This window comes from Flavobacterium tistrianum (genome assembly GCF_003254545.1).
GTDB classification, from domain to species: Bacteria; Bacteroidota; Bacteroidia; order Flavobacteriales; family Flavobacteriaceae; genus Flavobacterium; species Flavobacterium tistrianum.
Genome location: NZ_QJRH01000072.1, coordinates 431,637 through 457,252, shown reverse-complemented (window position 1 = coordinate 457,252; position 25,616 = coordinate 431,637). Strand labels below are relative to the sequence as shown.

At 34.3% G+C, this 25,616-nt stretch carries 24 protein-coding genes; 22 read left to right on the top strand and 2 right to left on the bottom strand.

What is annotated here, in order from left to right; genetic code table 11:
- Positions 1 to 61: 61 nt before the first annotated feature.
- The 4 genes from DMB71_RS18815 to DMB71_RS18800 all read left to right on the top strand — a co-directional run bounded on the left by DMB71_RS18815 (position 62) and on the right by DMB71_RS18800 (position 3,598).
- Positions 62 to 394 carry a hypothetical protein gene (locus DMB71_RS18815; protein ID WP_111368868.1) on the top strand — a complete coding sequence of 111 codons (333 nt, stop codon included), beginning with the start codon at positions 62 to 64 and terminating at the stop codon, positions 392 to 394.
- Between the two features lie 21 nt (positions 395 to 415).
- Positions 416 to 715 carry a hypothetical protein gene (locus DMB71_RS18810; RefSeq protein WP_111368866.1) on the top strand — a complete coding sequence of 100 codons (300 nt, stop codon included), beginning with the start codon at positions 416 to 418 and terminating at the stop codon, positions 713 to 715.
- Positions 716 to 720: 5 nt separating this feature from the next.
- Entirely contained in the window at positions 721 to 2,271 is a 1,551-nt protein-coding gene (locus DMB71_RS18805) for a PepSY-associated TM helix domain-containing protein (RefSeq protein WP_111368865.1), read from the top strand.
- A gap of 214 nt (positions 2,272 to 2,485) precedes the next feature.
- The gene (locus DMB71_RS18800; RefSeq protein WP_111368863.1) at positions 2,486 to 3,598 is read left to right on the top strand and encodes a PepSY-associated TM helix domain-containing protein; all 1,113 of its coding nucleotides are present in this window, start codon (positions 2,486 to 2,488) and stop codon (positions 3,596 to 3,598) included.
- Positions 3,599 to 3,656: 58 nt separating this feature from the next.
- Here DMB71_RS18800 and DMB71_RS18795 read toward each other — a convergent pair whose 3' ends face one another.
- A complete protein-coding gene (locus DMB71_RS18795; protein WP_111368862.1) occupies positions 3,657 to 4,004 on the bottom strand; it encodes a toxin-antitoxin system YwqK family antitoxin in 348 nt (115 codons plus the stop codon).
- 211 nt (positions 4,005 to 4,215) lie between these two features.
- A complete protein-coding gene (locus DMB71_RS18790; protein WP_111368860.1) occupies positions 4,216 to 5,208 on the bottom strand; it encodes a TlpA family protein disulfide reductase in 993 nt (330 codons plus the stop codon).
- A 158-nt stretch (positions 5,209 to 5,366) separates the two neighbouring features.
- Between DMB71_RS18790 and aspS the strand changes: the two genes are divergently transcribed.
- From aspS to DMB71_RS18700, 18 genes are all read left to right on the top strand, one after another.
- A complete protein-coding gene (aspS, locus tag DMB71_RS18785; RefSeq protein WP_111368859.1) occupies positions 5,367 to 7,118 on the top strand; it encodes an aspartate--tRNA ligase in 1,752 nt (583 codons plus the stop codon).
- A 309-nt stretch (positions 7,119 to 7,427) separates the two neighbouring features.
- Complete coding sequence (locus tag DMB71_RS18780; RefSeq protein WP_007137066.1) at positions 7,428 to 7,622, top strand: cold-shock protein; 195 nt, start codon at positions 7,428 to 7,430, stop codon at positions 7,620 to 7,622.
- 243 nt (positions 7,623 to 7,865) lie between these two features.
- A complete protein-coding gene (locus tag DMB71_RS18775) occupies positions 7,866 to 8,231 on the top strand; it encodes an NADH-quinone oxidoreductase subunit A (RefSeq protein ID WP_008466117.1) in 366 nt (121 codons plus the stop codon).
- Between the two features lie 155 nt (positions 8,232 to 8,386).
- Positions 8,387 to 8,935 (top strand): NADH-quinone oxidoreductase subunit B, encoded by a 549-nt coding sequence (locus tag DMB71_RS18770; protein WP_111368857.1) that lies wholly within the window; start codon positions 8,387 to 8,389, stop codon positions 8,933 to 8,935.
- A gap of 1 nt (position 8,936) precedes the next feature.
- Complete coding sequence (locus tag DMB71_RS18765; RefSeq protein WP_111368856.1) at positions 8,937 to 9,458, top strand: NADH-quinone oxidoreductase subunit C; 522 nt, start codon at positions 8,937 to 8,939, stop codon at positions 9,456 to 9,458.
- A gap of 21 nt (positions 9,459 to 9,479) precedes the next feature.
- The gene (locus tag DMB71_RS18760) at positions 9,480 to 10,718 is read left to right on the top strand and encodes an NADH-quinone oxidoreductase subunit D (RefSeq protein WP_111368854.1); all 1,239 of its coding nucleotides are present in this window, start codon (positions 9,480 to 9,482) and stop codon (positions 10,716 to 10,718) included.
- A 212-nt stretch (positions 10,719 to 10,930) separates the two neighbouring features.
- The gene (locus tag DMB71_RS18755) at positions 10,931 to 11,461 is read left to right on the top strand and encodes a complex I 24 kDa subunit family protein (protein ID WP_057115709.1); all 531 of its coding nucleotides are present in this window, start codon (positions 10,931 to 10,933) and stop codon (positions 11,459 to 11,461) included.
- 1 nt (position 11,462) lies between these two features.
- Positions 11,463 to 12,830, top strand: a complete 1,368-nt coding sequence (gene nuoF / locus DMB71_RS18750; RefSeq protein WP_111368853.1) for an NADH-quinone oxidoreductase subunit NuoF — start codon at positions 11,463 to 11,465, stop codon at positions 12,828 to 12,830.
- A 95-nt stretch (positions 12,831 to 12,925) separates the two neighbouring features.
- Complete coding sequence (locus DMB71_RS18745; protein WP_111368851.1) at positions 12,926 to 13,957, top strand: 2Fe-2S iron-sulfur cluster-binding protein; 1,032 nt, start codon at positions 12,926 to 12,928, stop codon at positions 13,955 to 13,957.
- 3 nt (positions 13,958 to 13,960) lie between these two features.
- A complete protein-coding gene (nuoH, locus tag DMB71_RS18740) occupies positions 13,961 to 15,013 on the top strand; it encodes an NADH-quinone oxidoreductase subunit NuoH (RefSeq protein ID WP_111368849.1) in 1,053 nt (350 codons plus the stop codon).
- A gap of 87 nt (positions 15,014 to 15,100) precedes the next feature.
- On the top strand, positions 15,101 to 15,646 hold the full coding sequence (locus DMB71_RS18735; protein ID WP_111368848.1) for a NuoI/complex I 23 kDa subunit family protein: 546 nt from the start codon (positions 15,101 to 15,103) through the stop codon (positions 15,644 to 15,646).
- A complete protein-coding gene (locus DMB71_RS18730) occupies positions 15,647 to 16,186 on the top strand; it encodes an NADH-quinone oxidoreductase subunit J family protein (protein ID WP_111368846.1) in 540 nt (179 codons plus the stop codon).
- Entirely contained in the window at positions 16,186 to 16,506 is a 321-nt protein-coding gene (nuoK, locus tag DMB71_RS18725; RefSeq protein WP_008466103.1) for an NADH-quinone oxidoreductase subunit NuoK, read from the top strand. The genes DMB71_RS18730 and nuoK overlap by 1 nt, the downstream gene beginning before the upstream one ends.
- A gap of 6 nt (positions 16,507 to 16,512) precedes the next feature.
- The gene (gene nuoL / locus DMB71_RS18720) at positions 16,513 to 18,396 is read left to right on the top strand and encodes an NADH-quinone oxidoreductase subunit L (protein WP_111368844.1); all 1,884 of its coding nucleotides are present in this window, start codon (positions 16,513 to 16,515) and stop codon (positions 18,394 to 18,396) included.
- Between the two features lie 10 nt (positions 18,397 to 18,406).
- The gene (locus tag DMB71_RS18715; protein ID WP_111368842.1) at positions 18,407 to 19,846 is read left to right on the top strand and encodes a complex I subunit 4 family protein; all 1,440 of its coding nucleotides are present in this window, start codon (positions 18,407 to 18,409) and stop codon (positions 19,844 to 19,846) included.
- Between the two features lie 66 nt (positions 19,847 to 19,912).
- Positions 19,913 to 21,304 (top strand): NADH-quinone oxidoreductase subunit N, encoded by a 1,392-nt coding sequence (locus DMB71_RS18710; RefSeq protein WP_111368841.1) that lies wholly within the window; start codon positions 19,913 to 19,915, stop codon positions 21,302 to 21,304.
- A 162-nt stretch (positions 21,305 to 21,466) separates the two neighbouring features.
- Positions 21,467 to 22,237 carry a Bax inhibitor-1/YccA family protein gene (locus DMB71_RS18705; RefSeq protein ID WP_111368839.1) on the top strand — a complete coding sequence of 257 codons (771 nt, stop codon included), beginning with the start codon at positions 21,467 to 21,469 and terminating at the stop codon, positions 22,235 to 22,237.
- A gap of 471 nt (positions 22,238 to 22,708) precedes the next feature.
- Complete coding sequence (locus DMB71_RS18700) at positions 22,709 to 25,555, top strand: pectate lyase family protein (protein WP_111368837.1); 2,847 nt, start codon at positions 22,709 to 22,711, stop codon at positions 25,553 to 25,555.
- Positions 25,556 to 25,616 lie beyond the last annotated feature (61 nt).

Sequence of the window (25,616 nt, the reverse complement as noted above, 5' to 3'; positions counted from 1 at the left end):
AAAGTTAAACAAAGAACACCTTTCTTTCATGGGAAAGGTGTTTTTTAAATTCTAATTGATTATGATTACAATTGCCAGTCTTATCGTTTTCTTAGCTTTTTATACACTGTACTACACTTCAAAGAGAGCAGTGTTATCGTATGATTTGGGTTTTGAAAAATGGATGCAGAGAAATCCAAAACAAACAAAAATCGTAGGTTTAACGCTATTGCTTTCTGCTTATGCAATGTGGCTTTTTACACAATCGTTAGGCTGTGGCACTTTGATGTTTTTCATACAGCTAATGACTGTTGGAAGTCTAATCATTATCCTTACTCCTTTAAAAAAGATAAACAGCAAATTGCTTCTAGCCTTACTCATTTTTGTTGCCGCAACTGAACTTTATTACAATTAAAAATCCACTTTAAATTACAATATGCCAGCAAATCCAAAATATCTAAATCCTTCTTTTTGGCCTCGTTTTTCCAAAATCACTGCTGCAATTTTAGGCGGATACTTTGTTTCTGTTACTTTTCATTTGGCTTTAGCGGCTTGGTTTAGCCGAAAAGATGTGTTAATCACAATGGCTTTCAGCGGTTTTATTCTTTGGGTGGCATTAATGATTATTGCTTTCTTAGCCAAAAGCGGCTGGAAAATCTGGGGAGTTTACATTCTGCTGTCTCTACTTTTTTGTCTTTTCATTTACCTAGGTCAAACCTATAATACGGCACAATAATATTTATGAATAACCGTCATTACAATATCTATTTTCACACACATACTGTCAGCGGAATCGTGATCAGTGTAGTTCTTTTTGTAATTTTCTTCGCTGGATCTTTTTCTTTTTTTAGAGATGAAATCATCAATTGGGAAAGAAGTGAATCTACAGCAATCACAAAAGAAATTCAATTAGACTACAATAATGCACTGCAGCATCTTGACAAAAAATATGTTTTGCACGGAAGAAATATTACTATTTCTAAACCTTCAGTAGAAAATCGAGTTGCTGTTTATATGGAAGGAACCAAAGACACCTTGGCTTCAAAAAAACAACAAGCAGGAGAGTTCTTTTATCTTGACAATAAAAATTACAAAACTTATACTTATCAAGAATCTTATTCGTTAGGTGAGCTTTTATACCGTCTGCACTTTCTAGCACAAATTCCATATCCTGCAGGATATTATTTAGCTGGATTTACAGCTTTGTTTTTTTTATTCGCAATTATAACAGGAGTTCTTCTGCACTGGAATAAAATCGTTTCTAACTTTTATATGTTCCGTCCGAAAGAAAAATTAAAAACACTTTGGACAGATGCACATACCGCTTTAGGAATGATCGGCTTACCGTTTCAATTTGTATATGCGGTTACAGGAGCATTTTTTATGATTAAACTTTTAATTGTAGCTCCAGCTGTAATGGCTTTGTACAAAGGAGATCAGGATAAATTATATAAGGAACTAGAATATACTGATCCAGATTATAAGTTTGAAAACAAAAAACTAGCACATCCATTTAATATTAATGAACTGGTTGAAAAAACCAAAAAGAACTGGGCCGATTTTGAAATTACCCGTGTTTTTATCCAAAATTATGGAGATGCCAATATGCACGTTCTAGTTGAGGGCGAACTTTTAAGCCATAAAAAATTTACAGGAATTGGAAAAGTAGTATACAGAATTGCTGACGAAAAAGAAATTGGCAAAAAAGACCCTATTGCACAAACGAGCTATTTAGATGTTGTAAAAAATGTTTTATACAGAATACATTTTGGCGATTATGGCGGATATGCATTAAAAATCGTTAGTTTTCTTCTAGGAATTATAACTTGTTTTGTCATTATCTCTGGCGTTATGATTTGGCTTGTTGCTCGACAAAAAAACAATATGCCAGAAAAGAAGAGACGTTTCAACGCTGCTGTTGTTCGTATTTATTTGGCAATTTGTTTAAGCATGTATCCAATTACAGCGTTGGCTTTTATTGGAAGTAAAATTTTCTACCCTTTAAGTCAGTCCAATTTATATGCACTTTATTTTGGAGGCTGGTTACTACTGACAATCTTCTTTATCATTAAAAAGGATGATGCATTCACCAACAAATTCTGTCTCATTTCAGGAAGCATTTTAGGATTCTTGATTCCCGTTACAAACGGAATCGTTTCTGGAAATTGGTTCTGGACTTCTTTCCTAGAAAACAAATTTCAGATATTCTTTATTGATGTTTTCTGGATTTTCTTAGCAGCAATTTCATTATACACGGCTTATCATTTAAAACCTAAAAAAGCAGTTGCTTAAAATTGCCCTGCTCCTTTTCTCTCAGTTACTTTTTTTTAAAATCTCGCAAAGACGCAAAGTCGCTAAGTTTTTTTTATATTTCTTTGCGCCTTCGCGTCTTTGCGAGATTTTTATTTTTATCATTTCTTAGTGTTTATTGCGCTCACATATAAATTATCTATAATAACTTGTCCTATATAAATTTTGAGCATACTTTTACGCTTTTAATCAAAAAATGGGATTCAAAACCAAAATACGTTTTATACATAAATGGCTCGGACTAATTTCTGGCCTTATTGTTTTTGTAGTCTGTATTACAGGTTGCATTTTCTGTTTTCATGATGAAATAAAAGACATTACTCGAAAAGAATGGCGTTTGGTTGAACCTCAAAACAAACCTTTTCTGCCACCATCTCAATTGCAGGAAAAAGCAAAAGAAGCCGCTCCTGAAAACAAAGCCACCATGATCGCTTATTATGGAAGAAATAGATCGGCAATTGTTTACACTTATTCTGACAAGGGAAATCTTTACTTATATTTTAATCCGTATACTGGGAAATATCTGAAATCGGAAAATCCGGAAACCGATTTTTTCATTATTGTAGAATACATTCACCTATATCTACTTCTACCCGATTATATCGGAAAGCATATTATTGGCGGAGCGACTATCATTTTTATTTTATTGCTCATTTCGGGAATAATACAATGGTGGCCAAAACGAAAAAGTGACATTAAAAGAAGTTTTACCATAAAATGGTCAGCAAAATGGCGACGCGTCAATTACGACTGGCATAATACTACTGGTTTTTACATTTCTATAGTAGCTCTAATTTTAGCCATAACCGGACTTACTTTTACCTACGAATGGGTTGGCGACGGAATTTATAAATCTTTTAATTTTGGCGGAGACAAAGCAGCCGAAACAAAAACACCTATAATTGATACAACCTCGTTCAAAGCAAATTCGGTTACAGCAATTGACAAAGCATTTATTCAAACTCAGAAATTGCAACCAAAAGCAGAAATGTTTTTTATAATGATTCCGCAGAAAAAAGGCGATATTGTCAGTACAGGAGCTTACCCATATACATTACGTTATGATCAGCAGAGTAACTATTATTTTCATCCGTCAAGCGGAAAATTAATCCAAAGCCAAACTTTTGATAAAAAAAGCCTCGGACTAAAAGTTGTCGAAATGAATTACGGAATCCATACAGGACAAGTTTTAGACCTTCCTGGAAAAATTATAGCTTTTATTGTGAGTTTAATTGCCGCTGCACTACCTGTAAGCGGATTTATAATTTGGTTTGGAAGAAACAGAAAATCTAAAAAAGTAAAAGCATAAAAAAACCGTCCCGAAATATTGGGACGGTTTTTTTATAATTGGTTTTCAGAAATTAAATTTAATTTCTGTTTGCTAAAGCATTTTTCTGTAAACTTTTAACTGAGCTTACTTTGTTGTCTAAATAAGCAACTTCGCTTAAACTGTTTTCATTAAAGTAAATCCATTTTCCTGTTTTAACTCCGTCTGTGTATTCTCCAACGGTTTTTTTATTTCCTTTTTCGTCATAAGATACCCAAACACCGTCTAATTTACCGTCTTTAAAAAAGCCTTCTTGCTGCACTTTACCATTTTCATAGTAATACGTTGCTTTTACCTTGTTCCCAGCAGCTTCTAATTCAGGCTTTCCTTCTTGTGCAACTACAATTCCAGAGAACAATATTGCAGCTAAAATTACACTCTTTTTCATATCTTTAGGTATTTAATGTTAAGAAATCTTTATCAAATATAGTCAATTGTTTACATTAAAAAAACTTTTGCTTAACAATTTGGTAACATTGAATAAAAACTTAACATTGGAAATTTCCCGAAAAAGAAAAAACCAGCGCTTAAGCACTGGTTTTACTGGTATTTTAGAAATATTTTCGTTTTACGATAACGTTATAAATTTCGTAAAAAAATTAGTTCAATAATGCACTAAGCTGCTTATCCAATTCAGGATCAGATGGTCTTGATGCATCAGATTTTAAAATATTACCTTGTGGGTCTATTAAAATAAATCGAGGAATTCCAGTTACACCGTAATTCACAACAAACTCAGATTCCCAATCTTTATCAGCAAATAATTGAACGCCTCCCAATTTTTTATCAGTTACAAACTTTTTCCATTTTTCATTATCTTTTGCCCTATCAATAGAAATACTTACAAATTCAATATTTTTTCCGTGATATTTCTCTTCGATCTTTTGCAGATAAGGAATCTCAGCCCTACAAGGCGCGCACCAAGTAGCCCAAAGATCGATATAAACATATTTTCCTTTTAAATCAGAAAGTTTTGTTTTTCCTCCTTTAAAGTTTTCGTAGTCAAAACCGGGAGATGCTTTTCCAACCATTTTATTTGCCTTATATGCACTTTCATAATTTCTAAGCGAAAATTCATGAAAATTTTTAAAACTACTTTGCATTGCAGTTACAAATTGCGGATCAAAAGTTCCTTTATTCAAACTTTCATTATCTGCTTTTTCTTTAGCCTCTAATATTTTAGCAAACTCCTCCGGTTCTTTAGAAAAAGCTTCTTCAAGTTTTTCATTTCTTAAAGATTGTTGCGCCAAAAAATTACTTTCATCCACACCTTTACCTTTATACACTATAGTTTCATCAAATTCTTTTGCATTCATAGTCAAATTGACTTCAGAATTTGGCTTTAAATATAAATTAGAAGATTCTGTTCCATCAGAAAACACATAAAATCCCTGAGGAGCATCAAAAGTTGCAGAAAAAACCTCCTTTTTACCAATTGGAATTACTTGCCTGAAATTATCTCTTCCTTTAATAACCAAAGTGTCGCTATTTCTATTGGCGATTTTAGCTGTGAACTTTATTGAATTTTTGCTTTGAGCAACAATATTCAAAGCATTAAAAAGCACTAAACTTGCAACAAAAAGTTTTTTCATAGGTATTATGATTAGTTTTTAGATGAATCAAAACTAAAGAAATAAAAGCTTCGGATTTTCACAATTAACAATTTATTTGAAATTATTCTGAATCAACTTCCCACTTTACTATATTATCTTGAATTTTGTATTTACTTTTGCAGTCTAAAATTTTGATTATGTATAGAAGTCATAATTGTGGCGAATTAAACGCTTCAAATATTAATACCGAAGTTACACTTGCGGGCTGGGTTCAAAAATCACGTGATAAAGGATTTATGAATTGGGTCGATTTACGCGACCGTTATGGAATTACACAACTTATTTTCGACGAAAGTCGTACTGATAAGACCGTTTTTGAATTGGCAAAAACTCTAGGAAGAGAATTTGTAATTCAGGTAAAAGGAACTGTTATTGAGCGTGAAGCTAAAAACAAAAATATTCCAACGGGTGAAATCGAAATTTTAGTTTCTGAATTAACGATCTTAAACACTGCTTTAACTCCTCCATTTACAATTGAAGATGAAACTGACGGCGGAGAAGACATCAGAATGAAATATCGTTATTTGGATATCAGAAGAAATCCTGTAAAAAACAGTTTGTTGTTCCGTCATAAAGTAGCGATGGAAGTTCGTAAATATCTTTCTGATTTAGATTTCTGCGAAGTTGAAACGCCTTATTTAATTAAATCTACTCCAGAAGGAGCAAGAGATTTCGTTGTACCAAGCCGTATGAACGAAGGGCAGTTTTATGCATTGCCACAATCTCCACAAACTTTCAAACAATTATTGATGGTGGGTGGAATGGATAAATATTTCCAAATCGTGAAATGTTTCCGTGACGAAGATTTACGTGCAGACCGTCAGCCAGAGTTTACTCAAATTGACTGCGAAATGGCATTTGTTGAACAAGAAGATATCTTGAATATTTTTGAAGGATTGACAAGACATTTACTAAAAGAAATTAAAGGCATCGAAGTAGATAAATTCCCAAGAATCACTTACGACTATGCTATGAAAACATACGGAAACGACAAACCGGACATCCGTTTCGGAATGAAGTTTGGAGAATTGAACGAATTTGCACAACACAAAGAATTCCCTGTATTCAATGCAGCTGAATTAGTTGTCGGAATTGCAGTTCCTGGAGCTGGAAATTACACTCGTAAAGAAATCGACGGGTTAATTGACTGGGTAAAACGTCCTCAAGTTGGTGCGTCGGGAATGGTTTATGTAAAATGCAATGAAGATGGAACATACAAATCATCTGTAGACAAATTCTATGACAATGATGATTTGGCAAATTGGGCAAAAGCAACAGAAGCAAATCCTGGAGATATGATTTTTGTACTTTCTGGGCCTGCAAATAAAACACGCGCACAACTTTCTGCGTTACGTATGGAATTAGCAACTCGTTTAGGATTACGCAATCCTGAAGAATTTGCTCCATTATGGGTTGTTGATTTCCCATTATTGGAACTTGATGAAGAAAGCGGACGTTATCATGCAATGCACCATCCATTTACTTCTCCAAAACCAGAAGACATGGCGTTATTGGAAACAGAACCAGGAAAAGTTCGTGCAAATGCATACGATATGGTTTTAAACGGAAACGAAATTGGCGGTGGATCTATTCGTATTCACGATAAAGCGACACAACAATTGATGTTCAAATATTTAGGATTTACCGAAGAAGAAGCAAAAGCACAATTCGGATTCTTAATGGATGCTTTCCAGTTTGGAGCACCACCTCACGGAGGGTTAGCATTTGGTCTTGACCGACTTGTTGCTATTTTAGGAGGACAAGAAACCATTAGAGATTTTATCGCATTCCCTAAAAACAATTCAGGACGTGATGTCATGATCGATGCTCCTGCTGCAATTGATGAAGCACAATTGAAAGAACTTCGCATTAAAGTTGACATTGCTTAAATGCAGTAAATTATTCATAAAAACTAAAAGAGCCGTTGAAAAAATTCAGCGGCTTTTTTAGTTTAACGAAATGTTAAGAAAAATCTTAAACGATATTTTTTTTGAATTATCATATTCTTACAATTGTGATATTTTCATATTCTTACAATTAATGATTCGCAAATTAAGGTATTCCATAAGCAAATTGATGCAATAAACCGCGTAAAAACACTGTAAATCAATAATTTTTACAAAAAATTAACACGTACATGTCTTTTGTATGATTTTATATATTACATTTGTTTATTATAAATTATTATTACATTACAAATGCGTACAGGTACAGTAAAATTTTTCAATGAATCTAAAGGTTATGGATTCATTACAGACGAAGAAACAGGAAAGGACATCTTCGTTCACGCTTCAGGAATTAACGCGGAAGAATTACGCGAAGGTGACCGTGTAAGCTATGAAGAAGAAGAAGGAAGAAAAGGGAAAGTTGCTGCTAAAGTAGCAGTGATCTAAGAAAAATATAGCAATTATTTTTTTTTGCCTCTGAATGGTCTCAGAAGACGTCCCGAAAATATCGGGACGTTTTTTTTTATCTATTTCTTAAAAAAACATTAAAATAACACAATGTTATTTATAATGAATAAAAATTAGACATAAACGCGGTTTGGCACCCTACTTAAATCCTTTTTTAACTTGTGTTTTACAGACTTCCAAGTTATCTTTGTGGCTCATTTTTTAAGTATAAAATCAAAGTTTATGCAATCTGATCAATACAGTTACATTCCTATTTTAATGCAGTTTATTCTAGCTGTTGGTTTTGTGGTAGGAACAATCATCATTTCTGGGAAATTAGGACCAAAAAGATCCTCTGAAGTTAAAGATCAAAACTTCGAATGCGGTATCGAATCTGTTGGTAACGCCCGTATTCCTTTTTCTGTAAAATACTTCTTAGTTGCCATTTTGTTTGTATTGTTCGACGTAGAGGTTATTTTCCTTTATCCATGGGCAGTAAACTTCAAAGACTTAGGAATTGAAGGAATGTTAAAAATGTTAGTTTTCATGTCTTTACTTTTAGTTGGTTTCTTTTACATCATCAAAAAGAAAGCACTAGAATGGGAATAAAGAATATTAGATTTCAGATTTTAGATTTTAGATTAAATTGATTTAGAATTTTAGATTTGAAAATAATATCTCACAATACAATATTGAATTTTAAAATATTGATTTCGGTTTCAAGATCAAAAATCTAAAATCTGAAATCTACAATCTAAAATAAAATGAGCGATTCAAAAGTAAATATGGTTGCGCCGCCAGAAGGAGTTACTGGTGAAGGTTTCTTCGCTACAAAACTTAGTGATGTTGTTGGTTTAGCAAGAGCCAACTCATTATGGCCGCTTCCTTTCGCGACTTCATGCTGTGGTATCGAATTCATGGCAACAATGGCATCTCACTATGACTTAGCTCGATTTGGTTCTGAGCGTGTGAGTTTCTCGCCAAGACAAGCCGATATGTTATTAGTAATGGGAACTATTTCTAAAAAAATGGCTCCTATTTTAAGACAAGTTTACGAGCAAATGTCAGAACCTCGCTGGGTAATTGCTGTTGGAGCTTGCGCTTCTTCAGGAGGAGTTTTTGATACGTATTCTGTTCTACAAGGAATTGACAAAGTAATTCCAGTTGATGTTTATGTGCCAGGATGCCCGCCAAGACCAGAACAAATTGTTGATGGAGTTATGAGACTTCAGGAATTGGTAAAAAGCGAATCTGTGAGACGAAGAAGCTCACCTGAATACCAAGAATTATTAGCTTCATATAATATCTCATAAGATGGCCTTAGAAAATACCCAAATTCAAGACAAACTTGTAGAAACATTCAATAATGATGTTTTTAACTTTCAACAAGAAAGAGATATTTTTTCTTTAGAAGCTTCGGCCGATAAAATCACACCGTTGATTCTATTCCTTAAAAATGATCCAGAATTAAAATTTCATTTTTTAACTGACTTATGCGGCATTCACTATCCGGATAACGAAACAGAACGTCAGTTTGCAGTTGTTTATCATTTACACAACTGGTACGAAAACAAACGATTAAAAATCAAAGTTTTCCTAAACGGAGAAAAACCAGAAATTAAATCGGTTTCAAATATTTTCTTGTCTTCCAATTGGATGGAAAGAGAAACTTACGATTTCTTTGGGATTAACTTTATAGGACATCCTCAGTTGAAACGTATTTTAAATATGGACGAAATGCAGTCTCACCCAATGCGAAAAGAATTCCCAATGGAAGACAGCGGAAGAACAGATAAGGATGATAGATTCTTCGGAAGAACAACATCAAATTGCTAAAAAATAATTCAACATTATAAAATGTCAGAACTATTATTACCACCAGAGCATCGTTATGCTAAAATAATTAAGGAGAGACTAAACGACGACGGAAGCGAACTTTCTGTACTGAATTTAGGTCCAACTCACCCTGCAACACACGGTATTTTCCAAAATATCTTATTGATGGATGGTGAAAAAATTCTTGAGGCTGAGCCAACTATTGGTTACATCCACAGAGCATTTGAAAAAATTGCCGAAAATCGTCCTTTTTACCAAATTACACCTCTTACAGACCGTATGAACTATTGTTCATCTCCTATTAATAATATGGGATGGTGGATGACAGTAGAAAAACTATTAGGTATTGAAGTTCCGAAAAGAGCTCAATATTTAAGAGTTATCGTTATGGAGCTGGCTCGTATTACAGACCATATTATCTGTAACGGAATCTTGGGTGTAGATACTGGTGCGTATACTGGTTTCTTATACGTTTTTCAATTTAGAGAAAAAATCTACGAAATCTACGAAGAAATTTGTGGTGCTCGTTTGACAACAAATATGGGAAGAATAGGTGGTTTTGAAAGAGACTGGTCTCCAGAAGTTTTCAAAAAACTAGATAAATTCCTTGAAGAATTTCCTCCAGTTTGGCAGGAATTCCAAAACTTATTCGAGAGAAACAGAATTTTCCTTGACAGAACTGTAAACGTAGGTGGAATCACTGCTGAAAAAGCAATGGCTTACGGATTTACAGGTCCAAACTTACGTGCTGCTGGTGTTGATTACGACGTACGTGTAGCGCAACCTTATTCATCTTACGAAGATTTCGATTTTATTGTTCCTGTTGGAAAATCAGGCGATACTTATGATCGTTTCTGTGTTCGTAATGCTGAAGTTTGGGAAAGTTTAAGCATTATTCGTCAGGCATTAGAAAAAATGCCTCCAGGAAATGAATATCACGCTGAAGTTCCAGATTACTACCTTCCTCCAAAAGAAGATGTTTACACTTCTATGGAATCTTTAATTTATCACTTTAAGATCGTAATGGGAGAAGTTCCTGTACCAGTTGCAGAAATCTATCACCCAGTAGAAGGAGGAAATGGAGAACTTGGTTTTTATTTAGTAACAGACGGAAGTAGAACTCCATATAGATTACATTTCAGAAGACCATGCTTTATTTATTATCAAGCATTCCCAGAAATGATTAAAGGTGCCATGCTTTCTGATGCAATTATCATTCTTTCAAGTTTGAACGTAATTGCAGGAGAATTAGACGCCTAACAAATTGTAGATTTTAGATTATAGATTTTAGATTGCTGAATGAGGATGCAGATTTTAGAATTTAGATTTAAAATTATAATTAGGAATTGAAAAATTCAGATTGAAGAATCTAAAACTTAAACAATGATTGAAGAATCATAGATTATAGATCAAGATTAAAAAAATCTAAAATCTATCCCAATAGCTATCGGGACTAAAATCTAAAATTAAAAATGGAACGTAAACATTACAAACAAGAAATAAACATGACCGAGGCATTGATGAACCGCATCAATGAATTGATCAGTCATTATCCTGAGGGCAAACAAAAATCGGCTTTACTGCCTGTTTTGCATGAAGTTCAGGATGCACATAACAACTGGCTTAGTATTGAATTGCAAGATAAAGTTGCTGAGATTCTTCAAATAAAACCAATTGAGGTTTATGAAGTAGTTACTTTCTATACGATGTTCAACCAGAAGCCAATTGGTAAGTATATGTTTGAGTTTTGTCAAACTTCTTGTTGTTGTTTAAGAGGTGCCGAAGATTTGATGGATTATACTTCTGAAAAATTAGGCATTAAAATGGGTGAAACAACTCCAGACGGAATGTTCACTATTGCTGGTGTAGAATGTTTAGGTGCTTGCGGATACGCTCCAATGATGCAATTGGGAGATTTCTACAAAGAAAAACTAACAGAAGAGAAAATCGATCAGATCATTGCTGATTGTAGAGATGATAAAATAATATTACACGATAAATAAGATGTCACAAAAAATATTATTAGATAAAATCAATATTCCTGGAATTAAAACCTACGAAGTATATCGCCAAAATGGTGGTTATGCTTCTGTAGAAAAAGCTTTAAAAACACTTACTCCAGATGAAGTTACTGAAGAAGTAAAAAAATCAGGATTACGTGGTCGTGGTGGTGCAGGTTTCCCTGCAGGAATGAAATGGAGCTTTATTGACAAAAAATCAGGAAGACCAAGACACTTAGTGTGTAATGCCGACGAATCTGAGCCTGGAACATTCAAAGATAGATTTTTGATGGAATATATTCCTCACTTATTGATCGAAGGAATGATTACTTCAAGCTACGCTTTGGGCGCTAACCTATCTTATATCTACATCCGTGGAGAATATATGTGGGTTTTCAAAATCTTAGAAAGAGCAATCGCCGAAGCAAAAGCTGCCGGATGGTTAGGAAAAAATATATTAGGAACAGGTTATGATCTTGAACTTCACGTTCACTGTGGAGCTGGAGCTTACATCTGTGGAGAAGAAACAGCATTAATCGAATCATTGGAAGGCAAAAGAGGAAATCCTCGTATTAAACCACCTTTCCCAGCGGTTTCTGGTCTTTGGGCAAATCCAACTGTGGTAAACAATGTTGAAACAATTGCGACTGTGCCTTGGATTGTAAACAATTCTGGAGATGATTATGCTAAAATTGGAATTGGACGTTCTACTGGAACTAAATTAATTTCTGCTTCAGGACATATTAAAAATCCAGGGGTTTATGAAATTGAATTAGGTTTAAGTGTTGACGAATTCATGAATTCTGATGAATATTTAGGAGGAATGTCTTCTGATCGTCCATTAAAAGCATTTGTACCAGGAGGTTCTTCTGTGCCAATCTTACCTGCTGACTTGATTTTCAAAACAGCAAATGGCGAAGACCGTTTAATGACTTACGAATCTTTAAGTGATGGTGGTTTTGCTACTGGATCTATGTTAGGTTCTGGAGGATTTATTGTTTACAACGATACTGCTTGTGTTGTAAGAAACACTTGGAACTTTGCTCGTTTTTACCACCACGAATCTTGCGGACAATGTACTCCATGCCGTGAAGGAACGGGATGGTTAGAAAAAATCTTATGGAGAATCGAAAACGGTCAAGGCCGTGAAGAAGATATCGAATTATTGTGGAGCATTCAGAGTAAAATTGAAGGAAACACAATTTGTCCGCTTGGTGACGCTGCTTCTTGGCCAGTAGCTGCGGCAATTCGTCACTTTAGAGATGAATTCGAATATCACGTTCGTTTCCCAGAAAAAATTAAAAATAGAGATCACTTTGTAGCTGAGCCTTTTTCTCAGGTAAAACATTTAGTTGGCAAACAAACAGTTTAAAAAAATAGTTTAAAGTTTCAAGTTTTTTTAGTTTCAATACCGATAGCTATCGGCAGTGAAACCTGAAACCTGAAACTAAAAAAACAAAATAAGAGATGAAAGTAACCATAGACGGTCAAAGTATAGACGTAGAACCAGGAACAACGATCCTGCAGGCTGCACGTATGATTGGTGGAGATTTGGTACCACCAGCCATGTGTTATTACTCAAAATTAAAAGGCAGTGGCGGAAAATGCCGTTGTTGTTTAGTTGAAGTTTCTAAAGGTAGTGAAGCTGACCCACGACCAATGCCAAAGTTAATGGCATCTTGTGTAACAGGATGTATGGATGGCATGGAAGTAAACAGTAAATCGTCTGCAAGAGTAACTGAAGCCCGTAAATCTGTAACAGAATTTTTGTTAATCAATCACCCATTAGATTGCCCTATTTGTGATCAGGCTGGTGAATGTGATTTACAAAATTTAAGTTTTGAGCACGGAAATCCGAAATCACGTTACATTGAAGAAAAAAGAACATTTGAACCAGAAGATATTGGTCCAAATATTCAACTTCACATGAACCGTTGTATTTTATGCCAAAGATGTGTACAAGTTGCAGATCAATTGACAGACAACAGAGTTCACGGAGTATTAGATCGTGGAGATCACGCTAATATTTCAACTGGAATCTCTAAAGCAATCGACAATGAGTTCTCTGGAAACATGATTGACGTTTGTCCAGTTGGAGCTTTAACAGATAAAACTTTCCGCTTTAAATCAAGAGTTTGGTTTAACAAACCTTATAACGCACACAGAGAATGTACAACTCCAGGATGTTGCGGTAAAACTACAGTTTGGATGTTTGGTGGAGAAATTCAACGTGTAACTGGTCGTAAAGACGAATATCATGAAGTAGAAGAATTCATCTGCAACAGCTGTCGTTTTGATCATAAAAATGTTGATGATTGGGTTATTGAAGGACCAAGAGAATTTGAAAAAGATTCTGTTATCAACCAAAATAACTACACTCAGAAATTAGAGAAAGTTGAAATCGATACTGAGAAGAACATTCTTTTAGGTAGAGATATTGATCGTAAAAAAATTAGTATGGCAGCGATTCCATTAACTGATAATGATAAAAAAGTTTAAGAAATGGAAAGTGCATTTATTATAGAAAAGAGTGTTGTAATTGTTGTCGTTTTTGCGGTAACAATGATCATGGCAATGTATTCTACTTGGGCAGAACGTAAAGTTGCTGCTTTCTTGCAAGACCGTGTTGGACCAAACCGTGCTGGATGGGGAGGTTTATTACAGCCACTTGCAGATGGTATGAAATTATTCTCTAAAGAAGAATTTTTCCCAAATACACCAAATAAATTTTTATTCGTTGTAGGTCCGGCAATTGCAATGAGTACAGCTTTAATGACTAGTGCTGTAATTCCGTGGGGAGATCGTTTACACCTTTTTGGAAGAGATATTATTCTTCAGGCTACAGACGTAAATATTGCTATATTATACATTTTTGGAGTCCTTTCTGTTGGAGTTTACGGCATCATGATTGGTGGATGGGCTTCTAACAACAAATTCTCTTTAATGGGAGCTATTCGTGCAGCTTCTCAAATGGTTTCTTACGAGGTTGCAATGGGATTATCAATAATTGCTTTATTGATGATGACTGGAACAATGAGTTTAAAAGAAATCTCATTACAACAGCAAGGAATGAACTGGAATGTTTTTTATCAGCCTTTATCATTCTTAATTTTCTTAATCTGTTCATTTGCAGAAACAAACAGAACTCCTTTCGATTTGGCAGAATGTGAAAACGAGTTAATTGGAGGTTACCATACAGAGTATTCGTCAATGAAAATGGGATTCTATTTATTTGCTGAGTACGCAAGTATGTTTATCTCTTCTACTATTATTTCTGTATTATTCTTTGGTGGATACAACTACCCAGGAATGCAATGGATGGTAGAAAATGTTGGTGTAAATACAGCGAACTTACTAGGAATTGGAGCATTATTTATAAAAATATGTTTCTTTATTTTCTTCTACATGTGGGTACGTTGGACAATTCCAAGATTTAGATATGACCAATTAATGAACTTAGGATGGAGAATTTTAATCCCGCTTTCGATCATTAATATCATGATTACAGGTGTTGTTATTTTAAGACACGATATTGCAGCAGCTTTAGGATTCTAAGAACCGTAATAAGCTTCAAATAAAAAACAAAATAGATTTTGAATTTGATTGATTTCAAATTGCAAATCATAAACTATAATAGTAAAAATGTCAATAGAAACTATATCATTATCGGGTAGAAAAAAGGTAGTGTCAAATAAGGACATGTCTTTTGTTGAGCGATTGTATCTTGTGGCGATTGTAAAAGGTCTGGTTATTACTGTAAAACACCTTTTCAGAAAAAAAGTTACCATTCATTACCCAGAACAGGTTCGTGAAATGAGTCCAGTTTACCGTGGTCAGCACATGTTAAAACGTGATGAGCAAGGCCGTGAAAACTGTACTGCTTGTGGATTATGTGCTTTATCATGCCCTGCAGAAGCAATCACTATGAAAGCTGCAGAACGTAAGCCTGATGAAAAACATTTATATAGAGAAGAGAAATACGCTGAAATATACGAAATCAATATGCTTCGTTGTATTTTCTGTGGTCTATGTGAAGAAGCTTGTCCAAAAGACGCTATTTACTTAACAGAATCTAAAGTATTGGTTCCTGCTAATTACAATAGAGAAGATTTCATTTTCGGGAAAGATAAATTAGTGATGCCTTTAGAAATGGCTATGAAAAACGCTCAACTTAAAAACGCTAACTAAATGATACATATTCCTGATTTTGCACACGCAACAACTATTCAAGTTATCTTTTGCTTTTTAGCGTTTATTACCGTTATTACTGCTTTCTTGACTATTTTCAGCAGAAATCCAATTCATAGTGCCATCTACTTGGTAATATGTTTCTTTTCTATCGCTGGCCATTATTTACTATTAAATTCTCAGTTCTTAGCTGTTGTCCATATAATAGTCTACTCCGGAGCTATTATGATCCTGTTCCTGTTTACCATCATGTTGATGAACCTGAACGAACAGCGAGAAGTTCACCGTCCTAGAATTACACGTTTGGGTGCTATTGTTTCTTTCTGTTTAATATTGATTGTTTTAATTACAATCTTTATCAACTCGAAACCAATTGTGGGTGAATACGATTCTACTGGAGAAGATTTCCAATCAATTAAAGTTTTAGGTAAAATTTTATTGGACGAATATATGGTTCCGTTCGAGTTTGCTTCGATCTTGCTTTTGGTTGCTATGATTGGAACAGTTCTATTGTCTAAAAAAGAAAAATTAAATAAATAATGGGTAATATATTAAATCAAATAGGTATTGAAAACTACATCTTTTTAAGTGTTGTACTTTTCTGTATTGGAATTTTTGGTGTATTGTACAGACGAAATGCTATTATCGTTTTCATGTCTATCGAAATTATGTTGAATGCGGTAAACCTTTTATTTGTTGCTTTTTCAACTTATCATCAAGATGCGCAAGGACAAGTTTTTGTGTTCTTCTCGATGGCGGTTGCTGCAGCCGAAGTTGCGGTAGGATTGGCCATTTTAGTTTCTATCTTTAGAAATATCGGATCAATCAGTATCGATAATTTAAAAAATTTAAAAGGATAATCAGAAATGGATACCAATTTAGCTTTAATTTTAGTTTTAACTCCTTTACTAGGTTTTCTAGTAAATGTCTTTTTTGGAAAAAGCTTAGGAAAAACAGTTTCTGGTGCAATCGGAACTATTGCCGTAGCAATTTCTTTTGTAGTTTCTCTTTTACTTTTTAATCAAATAACTTCAACTGGAAAAGGAATTGAAGTTACTTTATTTGATTGGATTCAAATTAGCAACTTAAAAATCAATCTTGGATTTTTATTAGATCAATTATCTGTTCTTTGGTTACTTTTTGTAACTGGAATTGGATCTTTGATTCACTTATACTCTATCAGTTACATGCATGATGACGAAAACATGCACAAATTCTTTGCTTACTTGAATTTGTTCGTTTTCTTTATGATCACACTTGTAATTGGAAGTAACTTATTAGTTCTTTTCATCGGATGGGAAGGTGTTGGACTTTGTTCTTACCTATTAATTGGATTCTGGCATAATAACCAAGATTACAATGACGCTGCGAAAAAAGCTTTCATCATGAACAGAATTGGGGATTTAGGTTTATTAATCGGAATGTTCATCATTGGTTCAATGTTCTCAACATTAGATTACGCAACTTTAAAAACTGCAATTGCTGGAGCTTCTAACTTAAATTTACCATTACTTTCTTTAGCGGCTTTATGTTTATTCATTGGAGCTTGTGGTAAATCTGCTCAGATTCCGTTATACACTTGGTTACCTGATGCGATGGCTGGACCAACTCCAGTTTCTGCATTGATCCACGCGGCTACGATGGTTACTGCTGGTATCTTCATGGTAACAAGATTAAACTTTGTTTTTGACCTTGCAACAGACGTTCAATCTGTAATCGCAATTATTGGAGCAATCACTTCATTAGTTGCTGCTACAATTGGATTAGTTCAAAACGATATCAAAAAAGTATTGGCTTACTCTACAGTTTCACAATTAGGTTTAATGTTCTTAGCATTAGGATTTGGAGCTTATGAAGTAGCAGTTTTCCACGTAATCACACACGCTTTCTTTAAAGCTTGTTTATTCTTAGGATCTGGATCTGTAATTCACGGATTGCACGGAGAGCAAGATATGCGCAACATGGGAGGTTTGCGTAAAGCAATGCCAATCACTTTCTGGACTATGTTGATTTCTTCATTAGCCATTTCTGGGGTTCCATTCTTCTCAGGTTTCTTCTCAAAAGACGAAATTTTATTGACAGCATTCCACCACAGCATTCCATTATACGTTATTGGATCGGTTGCTTCTATCATGACAGCTTTCTATATGTTCCGTTTAATGTTCTTAACTTTCTTCAAAGAATTTAGAGGAACTGAAGAGCAAAAACATCACTTACACGAAAGTGGTTCATTAATTACTATTCCGCTTATCATCTTAGCTATTTTAGCAACTTTTGGTGGATTAATCAGTTTACCTGGAAACAGCTGGTTGAATGGTTATCTTGCTCCTCTTTTCACAAAAGTAGCTGGCGAAGAACACCATTTAGGCACAACTGAATACACTTTAATGGGTGTTGCAGTTTTAGGCGGATTACTTGGAATTTTAATTGCGTATGTAAAATACTTTAAACAAGATAATGTTCCAGAATCTGATGAAAACATTACTGGTTTAAGTAAAGTGTTATACAACAAATATTATGTAGACGAAGTTTACGACGCAGTATTTGTACAGCCAATTAATAGTTTATCTAAATTCTTTAGAGACTATATCGAGACAGGATTATCTGCTCTTGTTTTTGGATTAGGTAAAATAGCAAACGAAATTGCTTTCCAAGGAAAAAAATTACAAACCGGAAGTATAGGGTTATATCTATTTGTTTTTGTTTTAGGACTTTGTGCAATTGTTTCCTATATATTTTTAGCTCAATAATATTATTACTATGAACGTTTCTACTATATTAATTATACTTTTAATTGGTGCATTTGCCACTTACTTTTCTGGTGACAAACTAGCTTCAAAAGTTGCTTTACTTTTTAGTTTAGCTGCTTTAGGATGTTCAATTGTATTATTGAATAATTATAATGCTGGCGAAAACATCAGCATAATCAACAGTTGGATTACACAGCCAAAAATTTCTTTCGCTTTAAATGGTGACGGACTTGGACTTGCAATGGTTTTATTAACCGTAGCTTTAACTCCGATTATTATATTTTCTTCTTTTGGAAATGAATATAAAAATGCAAAAGGCTTTTATGGATTAATCTTGTTTATGGCTTTTGCTATGGCAGGAACTTTCTTAGCAGCTGACGGTCTTTTATACTATATCTTCTGGGAGCTAGCACTTATTCCAATCTACTTTATTGCCTTGATCTGGGGTAATGGCGATGCTGAAGAGCGCAGAAAAGCAGTGGTTAAATTCTTTATTTACACACTTGCTGGTTCATTATTCATGTTGACTGCTTTTATTTACTTATACACAAAAGCTGGTTCTTTCTTAATTGAAGATTTATACAAAGTAAATTTATCTGCTTGCGAGCAATTCTGGATTTTCTTGGCTTTCTTCTTAGCTTATGCTATCAAAATTCCAATCATTCCTTTCCACACTTGGCAGGCAAATGTGTACCAAAAAGCACCAACAGTTGGAACAATGCTTTTATCTGGTATCATGCTTAAAATGGGATTGTACAGCGTTCTTCGTTGGCAATTGCCACTTGCGCCAATCGCTGCTAAAGAATACATGTATATCTTTATCGCTTTAGGAATTGCTGGTGTTATCTACGGATCAATCGTGGCATTGAGACAAAAAGATTTAAAGAAATTATTAGCTTACTCTTCTCTTGCTCACGTTGGATTAATTGCAGCAGGATCTTACACTTTAACTCTTGATGGTTTTAGAGGTTCAGTTATGCAAATGATCGCTCACGGTTTTGTTGTAGTAGGATTATTCTTTGCAGCTGAAGTAATTTTCAGAAGATACGAAACTAGAGAAATTGGTGAAATGGGTGGAATTCGTGCTCAATCTCCAAAATTCACTTCAATGTTTTTAATCTTAGTATTAGCTTCTGTTGCATTACCGAGTACATTTAACTTTGTTGGAGAGTTTACAGTATTATACAGTTTATCTCAAATCAATATCTGGTTTGCTGTTCTTGGTGGAACTACAATTATTTTGGGAGCTTACTATATGTTAAGAATGTTCCAGCACGTAATGTTAGGCGAAACTAATTCTAAAGCTTTTGCTGATGTTACGCTTAACGAAGGAATTTCATTTGCTGTAATTATTGCTGTTTTATTATTCTTTGGTTTCTATCCAAAACCAATCACAGATTTGATTACACCAAGCTTGGAAAACATTTTACAAGTTATCAATAAGAACTAATATTTTAAACAAAAAATAAATTAGGATTACACATAAGAACTGAGATCCTAAATCAAAAAGATAAAAATGAATACATTAATAGCTATAACAGGATTGGGTATTTTCTGCCTATTGTTTGAAATTCTTAATTTAAGAAAGGCCATCATTCCTATTACCATTCTGGGTTTAATAGGTGTATTGGCACTTAATTACTGTGAATTTGGAACAGAACAAAGTTATTACAACAACATGATAGCAGTGAGTAAGTTTTCAACAGCTTTTTCATCATTGTTTATCGTTTTGACTATTTTCCTTGTAGCATTAAGCCATAATTTTTACCATAATCACCCAACTAAAATTTCTGATTATGTTGCTATTAAAGTTTTCTTACTAGCTGGAGCTGTAGCAATGGTTTCTTTTGGAAACTTAGCTATGTTCTTCTTAGGAATTGAAATTTTATCTATCGCTTTATATGTACTTGCCGCTAGCGATCGTTTGAATATAAAGAGTAACGAAGCGGGTATGAAATATTTCTTAATGGGATCATTTGCTTCAGGAATTATCTTATTCGGAATTTGTTTGATTTATGGTGCAATGGGAAGTTTTGACATTAGTGATATTCACGAAAGTGCACTTTCTGCAGAATTGCCAATCTGGTTCCCAATCGGAATGATTTTAATGGTTGTAGGAATGTTATTTAAAGTAGCTGCTGTTCCTTTTCACTTCTGGGCTCCAGATGTATATGAAGGTTCTCCAGCTTTAACAACTGCGTTAATGAGTACATTGGCAAAAGTAGTAGCAATTGCAACTTTATTTAAATTGATTGCTGGTATGAATTTCATTTCTTCATTAGATAATCAAGATTTGTTACACACTTTTGAAGTGATCGTTGTTATAATTTCAATTGCTTCAATGTCTGTTGGTAATATTATGGCATTAAGACAAGTAAACGTAAAACGTATGCTTGCTTTCTCTGGAATCTCTCATGCAGGTTTCATGTTAATGACGCTATTAACGGTTTCAGCTTCAGCTGGAGTTTTATTATATTACACTACTGCATACGCACTAGCTGGAATCGCAGCTTTCAGTGTTATTTTATATGTTTGTAGAGATCGTGATAACGAAGACATAACAAACTTCCATGGTTTAGGAAAAACAAATCCGTTATTAGCTGCAATCCTTACAGCTTCATTATTATCAATGGCCGGAATTCCTATTTTTTCTGGATTCTTTGCTAAGTTGTTCTTATTCAATCAAACTATTCAAGCAGGATATATTGGTTTAGTAATTGTAGCAGTAATCAACTCTATCATTAGTGTTGGATATTATTTCAAACTAATCATCGCGATGTATTCAAAAGAACCAAACGAGGAAAGAACAGGAAGACCATTCTTAATTTATGCTACAGCTGTAGTATCAATTGCTTTAAACATTGCGTTAGGTTTATTTCCATCATTAGTTTTAGACTTATTGAAATAAGATAGCCTCTTCATTCAAAATATTCGAGAATCCATTAAATTAATTTTAGTGGATTTTTTTTATGCTTTAAATAAGAAGAGAAATTCATGTTAAAAAATTCTTTCCAATAATTGCACTTCAAAAAATCTCCATATATTTGAGTTCAATTAAATGTATTACAATATGAACTTTAATTCAAAAAATCCATTTTTAAATAGTAAGCGTTTTTCATCAAATGCTGAACCAAGAACAGAAGTACACCAAGCTCAGATCATTGATTACAATCAAGAGATGACGGTATCTGGAACCATCAACAAAACAGCAATCTTATTTCTTATTTTATGTGGTGCAGCTATGGTGACATGGTGGATGACTTTTAACGGAATAAACCCTATGCTGCCTACAATTGGAGGTGCAATTATTGGTTTTATCCTTGTATTAGTTTCTTCATTTAAACCACAGGCCTCTCCTTACCTAGCACCAGGATATGCTTTATTTGAAGGATTGTTCATAGGAGGTATTTCTGCAATATTTGAATTGAAATTTCCGGGAATTGTAATCAACGCCGTTGGAGCAACTTTGGTTACTTTCTTGGTTTGTCTTGGTCTATATAAATTTAGAATTGTTAAAGTTACAGAACAATTCAAATCTGTTGTTGTTGCTGCAACCTTGGCAATTGCGACTTATTATTTAATTTCTTGGATTGTATCATTGTTTACAAGCTGGACGCCTGTTCATTATGGAAATTCTATGATGAGTATTGGTATTAGTGTTTTTGTAATCATTGTAGCAGCTCTTAACCTTTTCTTAGATTTTGATTTAATTGAAAAAGGCGCAAGAGAAAAAATGCCAAAATTTATGGAATGGTATGGAGCAATGGGGTTAATGATCACATTGGTATGGTTATACATCGAATTCTTAAGACTTCTATCTAAATTTGCAAGCAGAGACTAGTTTGTCCTAATTATAAAATTAGAAGCCCTTTTGAGTAAAATCAAAAGGGCTTTTTTTATTGCTATCGATTAAATTTTGAATATCAATTCAATATTCTAATTAAATCTTCTGGGAATAGCTAAAACACAAAAAGAATCTATTTCCTACTAAATTTTAAAATGTAATTTATGTAATAAAAAAAAATAGCAACTTCTTTTTCTTCTTTTTGTTTAATCTTTAAAATTTAAAAAAGCGAGAAAAATACGGCTTTCCGTACTCAATATGAAATATGCAATAAATTACAATCAATGTAATTAATTACATTTTTAATATTTTAAAAGCAAAATTTTTTACGTATCCTCTCTTTTTTTGTAAAAAAATTATCGTATTAAAAATTAATATATAATTTTGTGTAATCGATTACAATAAAACCACTTGGAATCGTAAGTAAAAACCACTTACTTATTTTATTAACTATCTTAAACAAACCTTATGAAAAAAAACCTACTTTTCGTGGCTGTATTTCTTATGACAGTCCAATTATGGGCCCAAACTATTAATGAAGCTTCGGGCTGGCTAGAATCTGCTTTTGTAAAATGGCAACCAGTCAGTGGTGCCCAAACCTACAATGTTTACTACACTGGAAATGGACTTACAGACAAAAAAATTGACGACCAGCTTATCCGAAGTTATGGTTCTTACTTTCGTGCTGATATTCCAGGACTTAAAGCCGGAACTTACACTGTAAAAGTAAAACCCGTTATAAACGGTACTGAAGGAACTGGAACTACAACAAGCAGTTTAACGGTAGTCGCACATGACAGAAACGGATTTGCCTTTGAAGGTGGCCGCGTTCCTGGAGGATACAAGGCAGATGGAACACCTAAAGATAATGCCGTAATTCTTTACATCACTCAAAATACCAAAAATACAATTTCGATGAATATTACTGGAGCAAGTGCGAATCCATGCATTGGTTTACAAAATATTCTTTATGCCATTAAAAAAGGAAAAGACACTCGTCCGTTTATTATCCGTCTAATCGGAAATATTACTGACATGACTGTAATGGAAGGTGGTGACGTTGTTATTGAAAACGCAAATAATGCTTCAAGTTACGTTACCATTGAAGGTATTGGAGACGATGCTGTAGCAAACGGATGGGGAGTTCGATTAAAATCGGCTTCAAACATAGAAGTAAGCAATCTTGGATTTATGAACTGCGACAGTACTGCAGGCGACAACGTGGGAATGCAACAAGACAATGATCACGTTTGGGTTCACAACTGTGATTTATTCTACGGAAATGCAGGAAGCGATGCTGACCAAATAAAAGGCGATGGAGCATTAGACAATAAAACTTCGACTTACATTACCATGTCTTATAACCACTTTTGGGACAATGGAAAAGCAAGTCTTTTAGGTCTAAGCGAAGGAACAACCGCCGGTTTATATGTAACATATCACCACAACTGGTTCGACCATTCAGATTCTCGTCATCCTCGTGTACGATATTACTCGGCACATATTTACAACAACTATTATGACGGAGTTTGTAAATATGGTGCAGGATCAACTATGGGATCTTCACTTTTTGTTGAAGGAAACTATTTTAGAAACAGTAAACACCCAATGTTAACTTCTCTTCAAGGTTCTGACATTTGGGACGAAGCTAATCAGGTGAATAATGCTGGGACAATGGGAACTTTTTCTGGAGAAGCCGGAGGAAGCATTAAAGCTTATAACAATACTTTTGATGCTTCAAACGGAACAAATAATATGCGTTTTGTAGCTTACAATGATCCAAATCCGTTGTACAATATCTCGGGAAAAATAAGCTCTACAACTGATTTTGATGCTTATGTAGCTTCAACAAGAGGCGAAGTGGTAAGCAGTACGGTAAAATCTAAATCGGGTGCTAACACGTACAACAACTTTGATACTGACGCTAATTTATATGTAAAAAATTTAACTATCGATACTCCTGCCGCGGCAAAAACAAAAACGACTCAATATGCAGGACGTGTTTCTGGAGGAGATTTAAAATGGACATTTAACAATGCTACAGATGATACTTCTTCTTTAGTTATTACAGCATTAAAAACAGCTCTTACAAATTATACTGGAACATTAGTTTCTGTGCAAGGAGAAGGGAATCCACCTGCTGGAACACAAACTTTAACTTTAACTTCTGCTTCAAACAACAACCAAACTGTTACGAGCGGTACTGCAATTTCTTCAATTGTATTTACATGGGGAGGAGATGCAACTGATGCGACTGTAACAGGATTACCAGCTTCTGGATTATCTTTTGTAAAAAATGCAACAGCTAAAACTATAACTATTTCGGGTACGCCTACAGCAACAGTTTCGTACTCAATTGCAACTTCTGGAACTAGTGGTTCCCCAGCCACTGGTTCAGGAACTGTAACAGTTACCGCTGCTGGAAGCCAAACTTTAACTTCTAGTGGCAATAATAGCCAAACGGTTTCATCTGGAACTGCTATTGCTTCAATCGTCTTTACTTGGGGCGGAAACGCAACAGATGCATCTGTAACTGGCTTACCTGCTTCTGGATTGTCTTTTGTAAAAAATACAACTGCGAAAACAATAACAATTACTGGAACTCCAACAGCAAATGTACCTTACTCTGTAACAACATCTGGCACTGCAGGAACTCCTGTAACGGCATCAGGAACAATAACAGTTACTACAGGTTCAGGCGGAGGATCTGAATTACATAATTTCACAACTTCTGGTAAAACAAGTACATTCTATTCTATTACAGGAAACATGAATTCAACTCCTGGGTCTGTAACCTACAACGGACTAACATTGACTGAGCGTTTAAAAATCGAAACAAGCACATCCATAACTTATACAACAACAAGTGCGTCTACGTTAACATTAGTTTTCGATTCAAACTTTACGGGAACTATTAAAGTAGACAACGTTTCATACACAGCGTCTGGAGGTATTGTAACGGCTTCAATTGCTGCGGGCTCTCATACTATAACTAAAGGATCTGTTGCTAATTTATTTTATATCAGTACAGTTTACAGTGGAACGACTTTAAAAATGGCCGCTGTCACTGATTCAGCAACAACTGCAGAGCCAGCGAAAATAGTTCTATATCCGAATCCATTTTCAAGCACTTTATACTTAGCAGACCCTGAGAAAAAAGTACAAAATGTACGTATTTATAATATCTCTGGAAACTTAGTAATTAACTCTGGAAGTTCTGAAAGCATTGATACGAGCAGTTTAATTCCTGGAACTTATCTAGCAAAAATTTCTACTGTAGACGGATCAATTAACCAAACACTTATTAAAAAGTAAAACTAACTAACCTAAAATGAAAGGGCTTCCAAATTTGGAAGCCCTCCTTTTTCAGATTTTG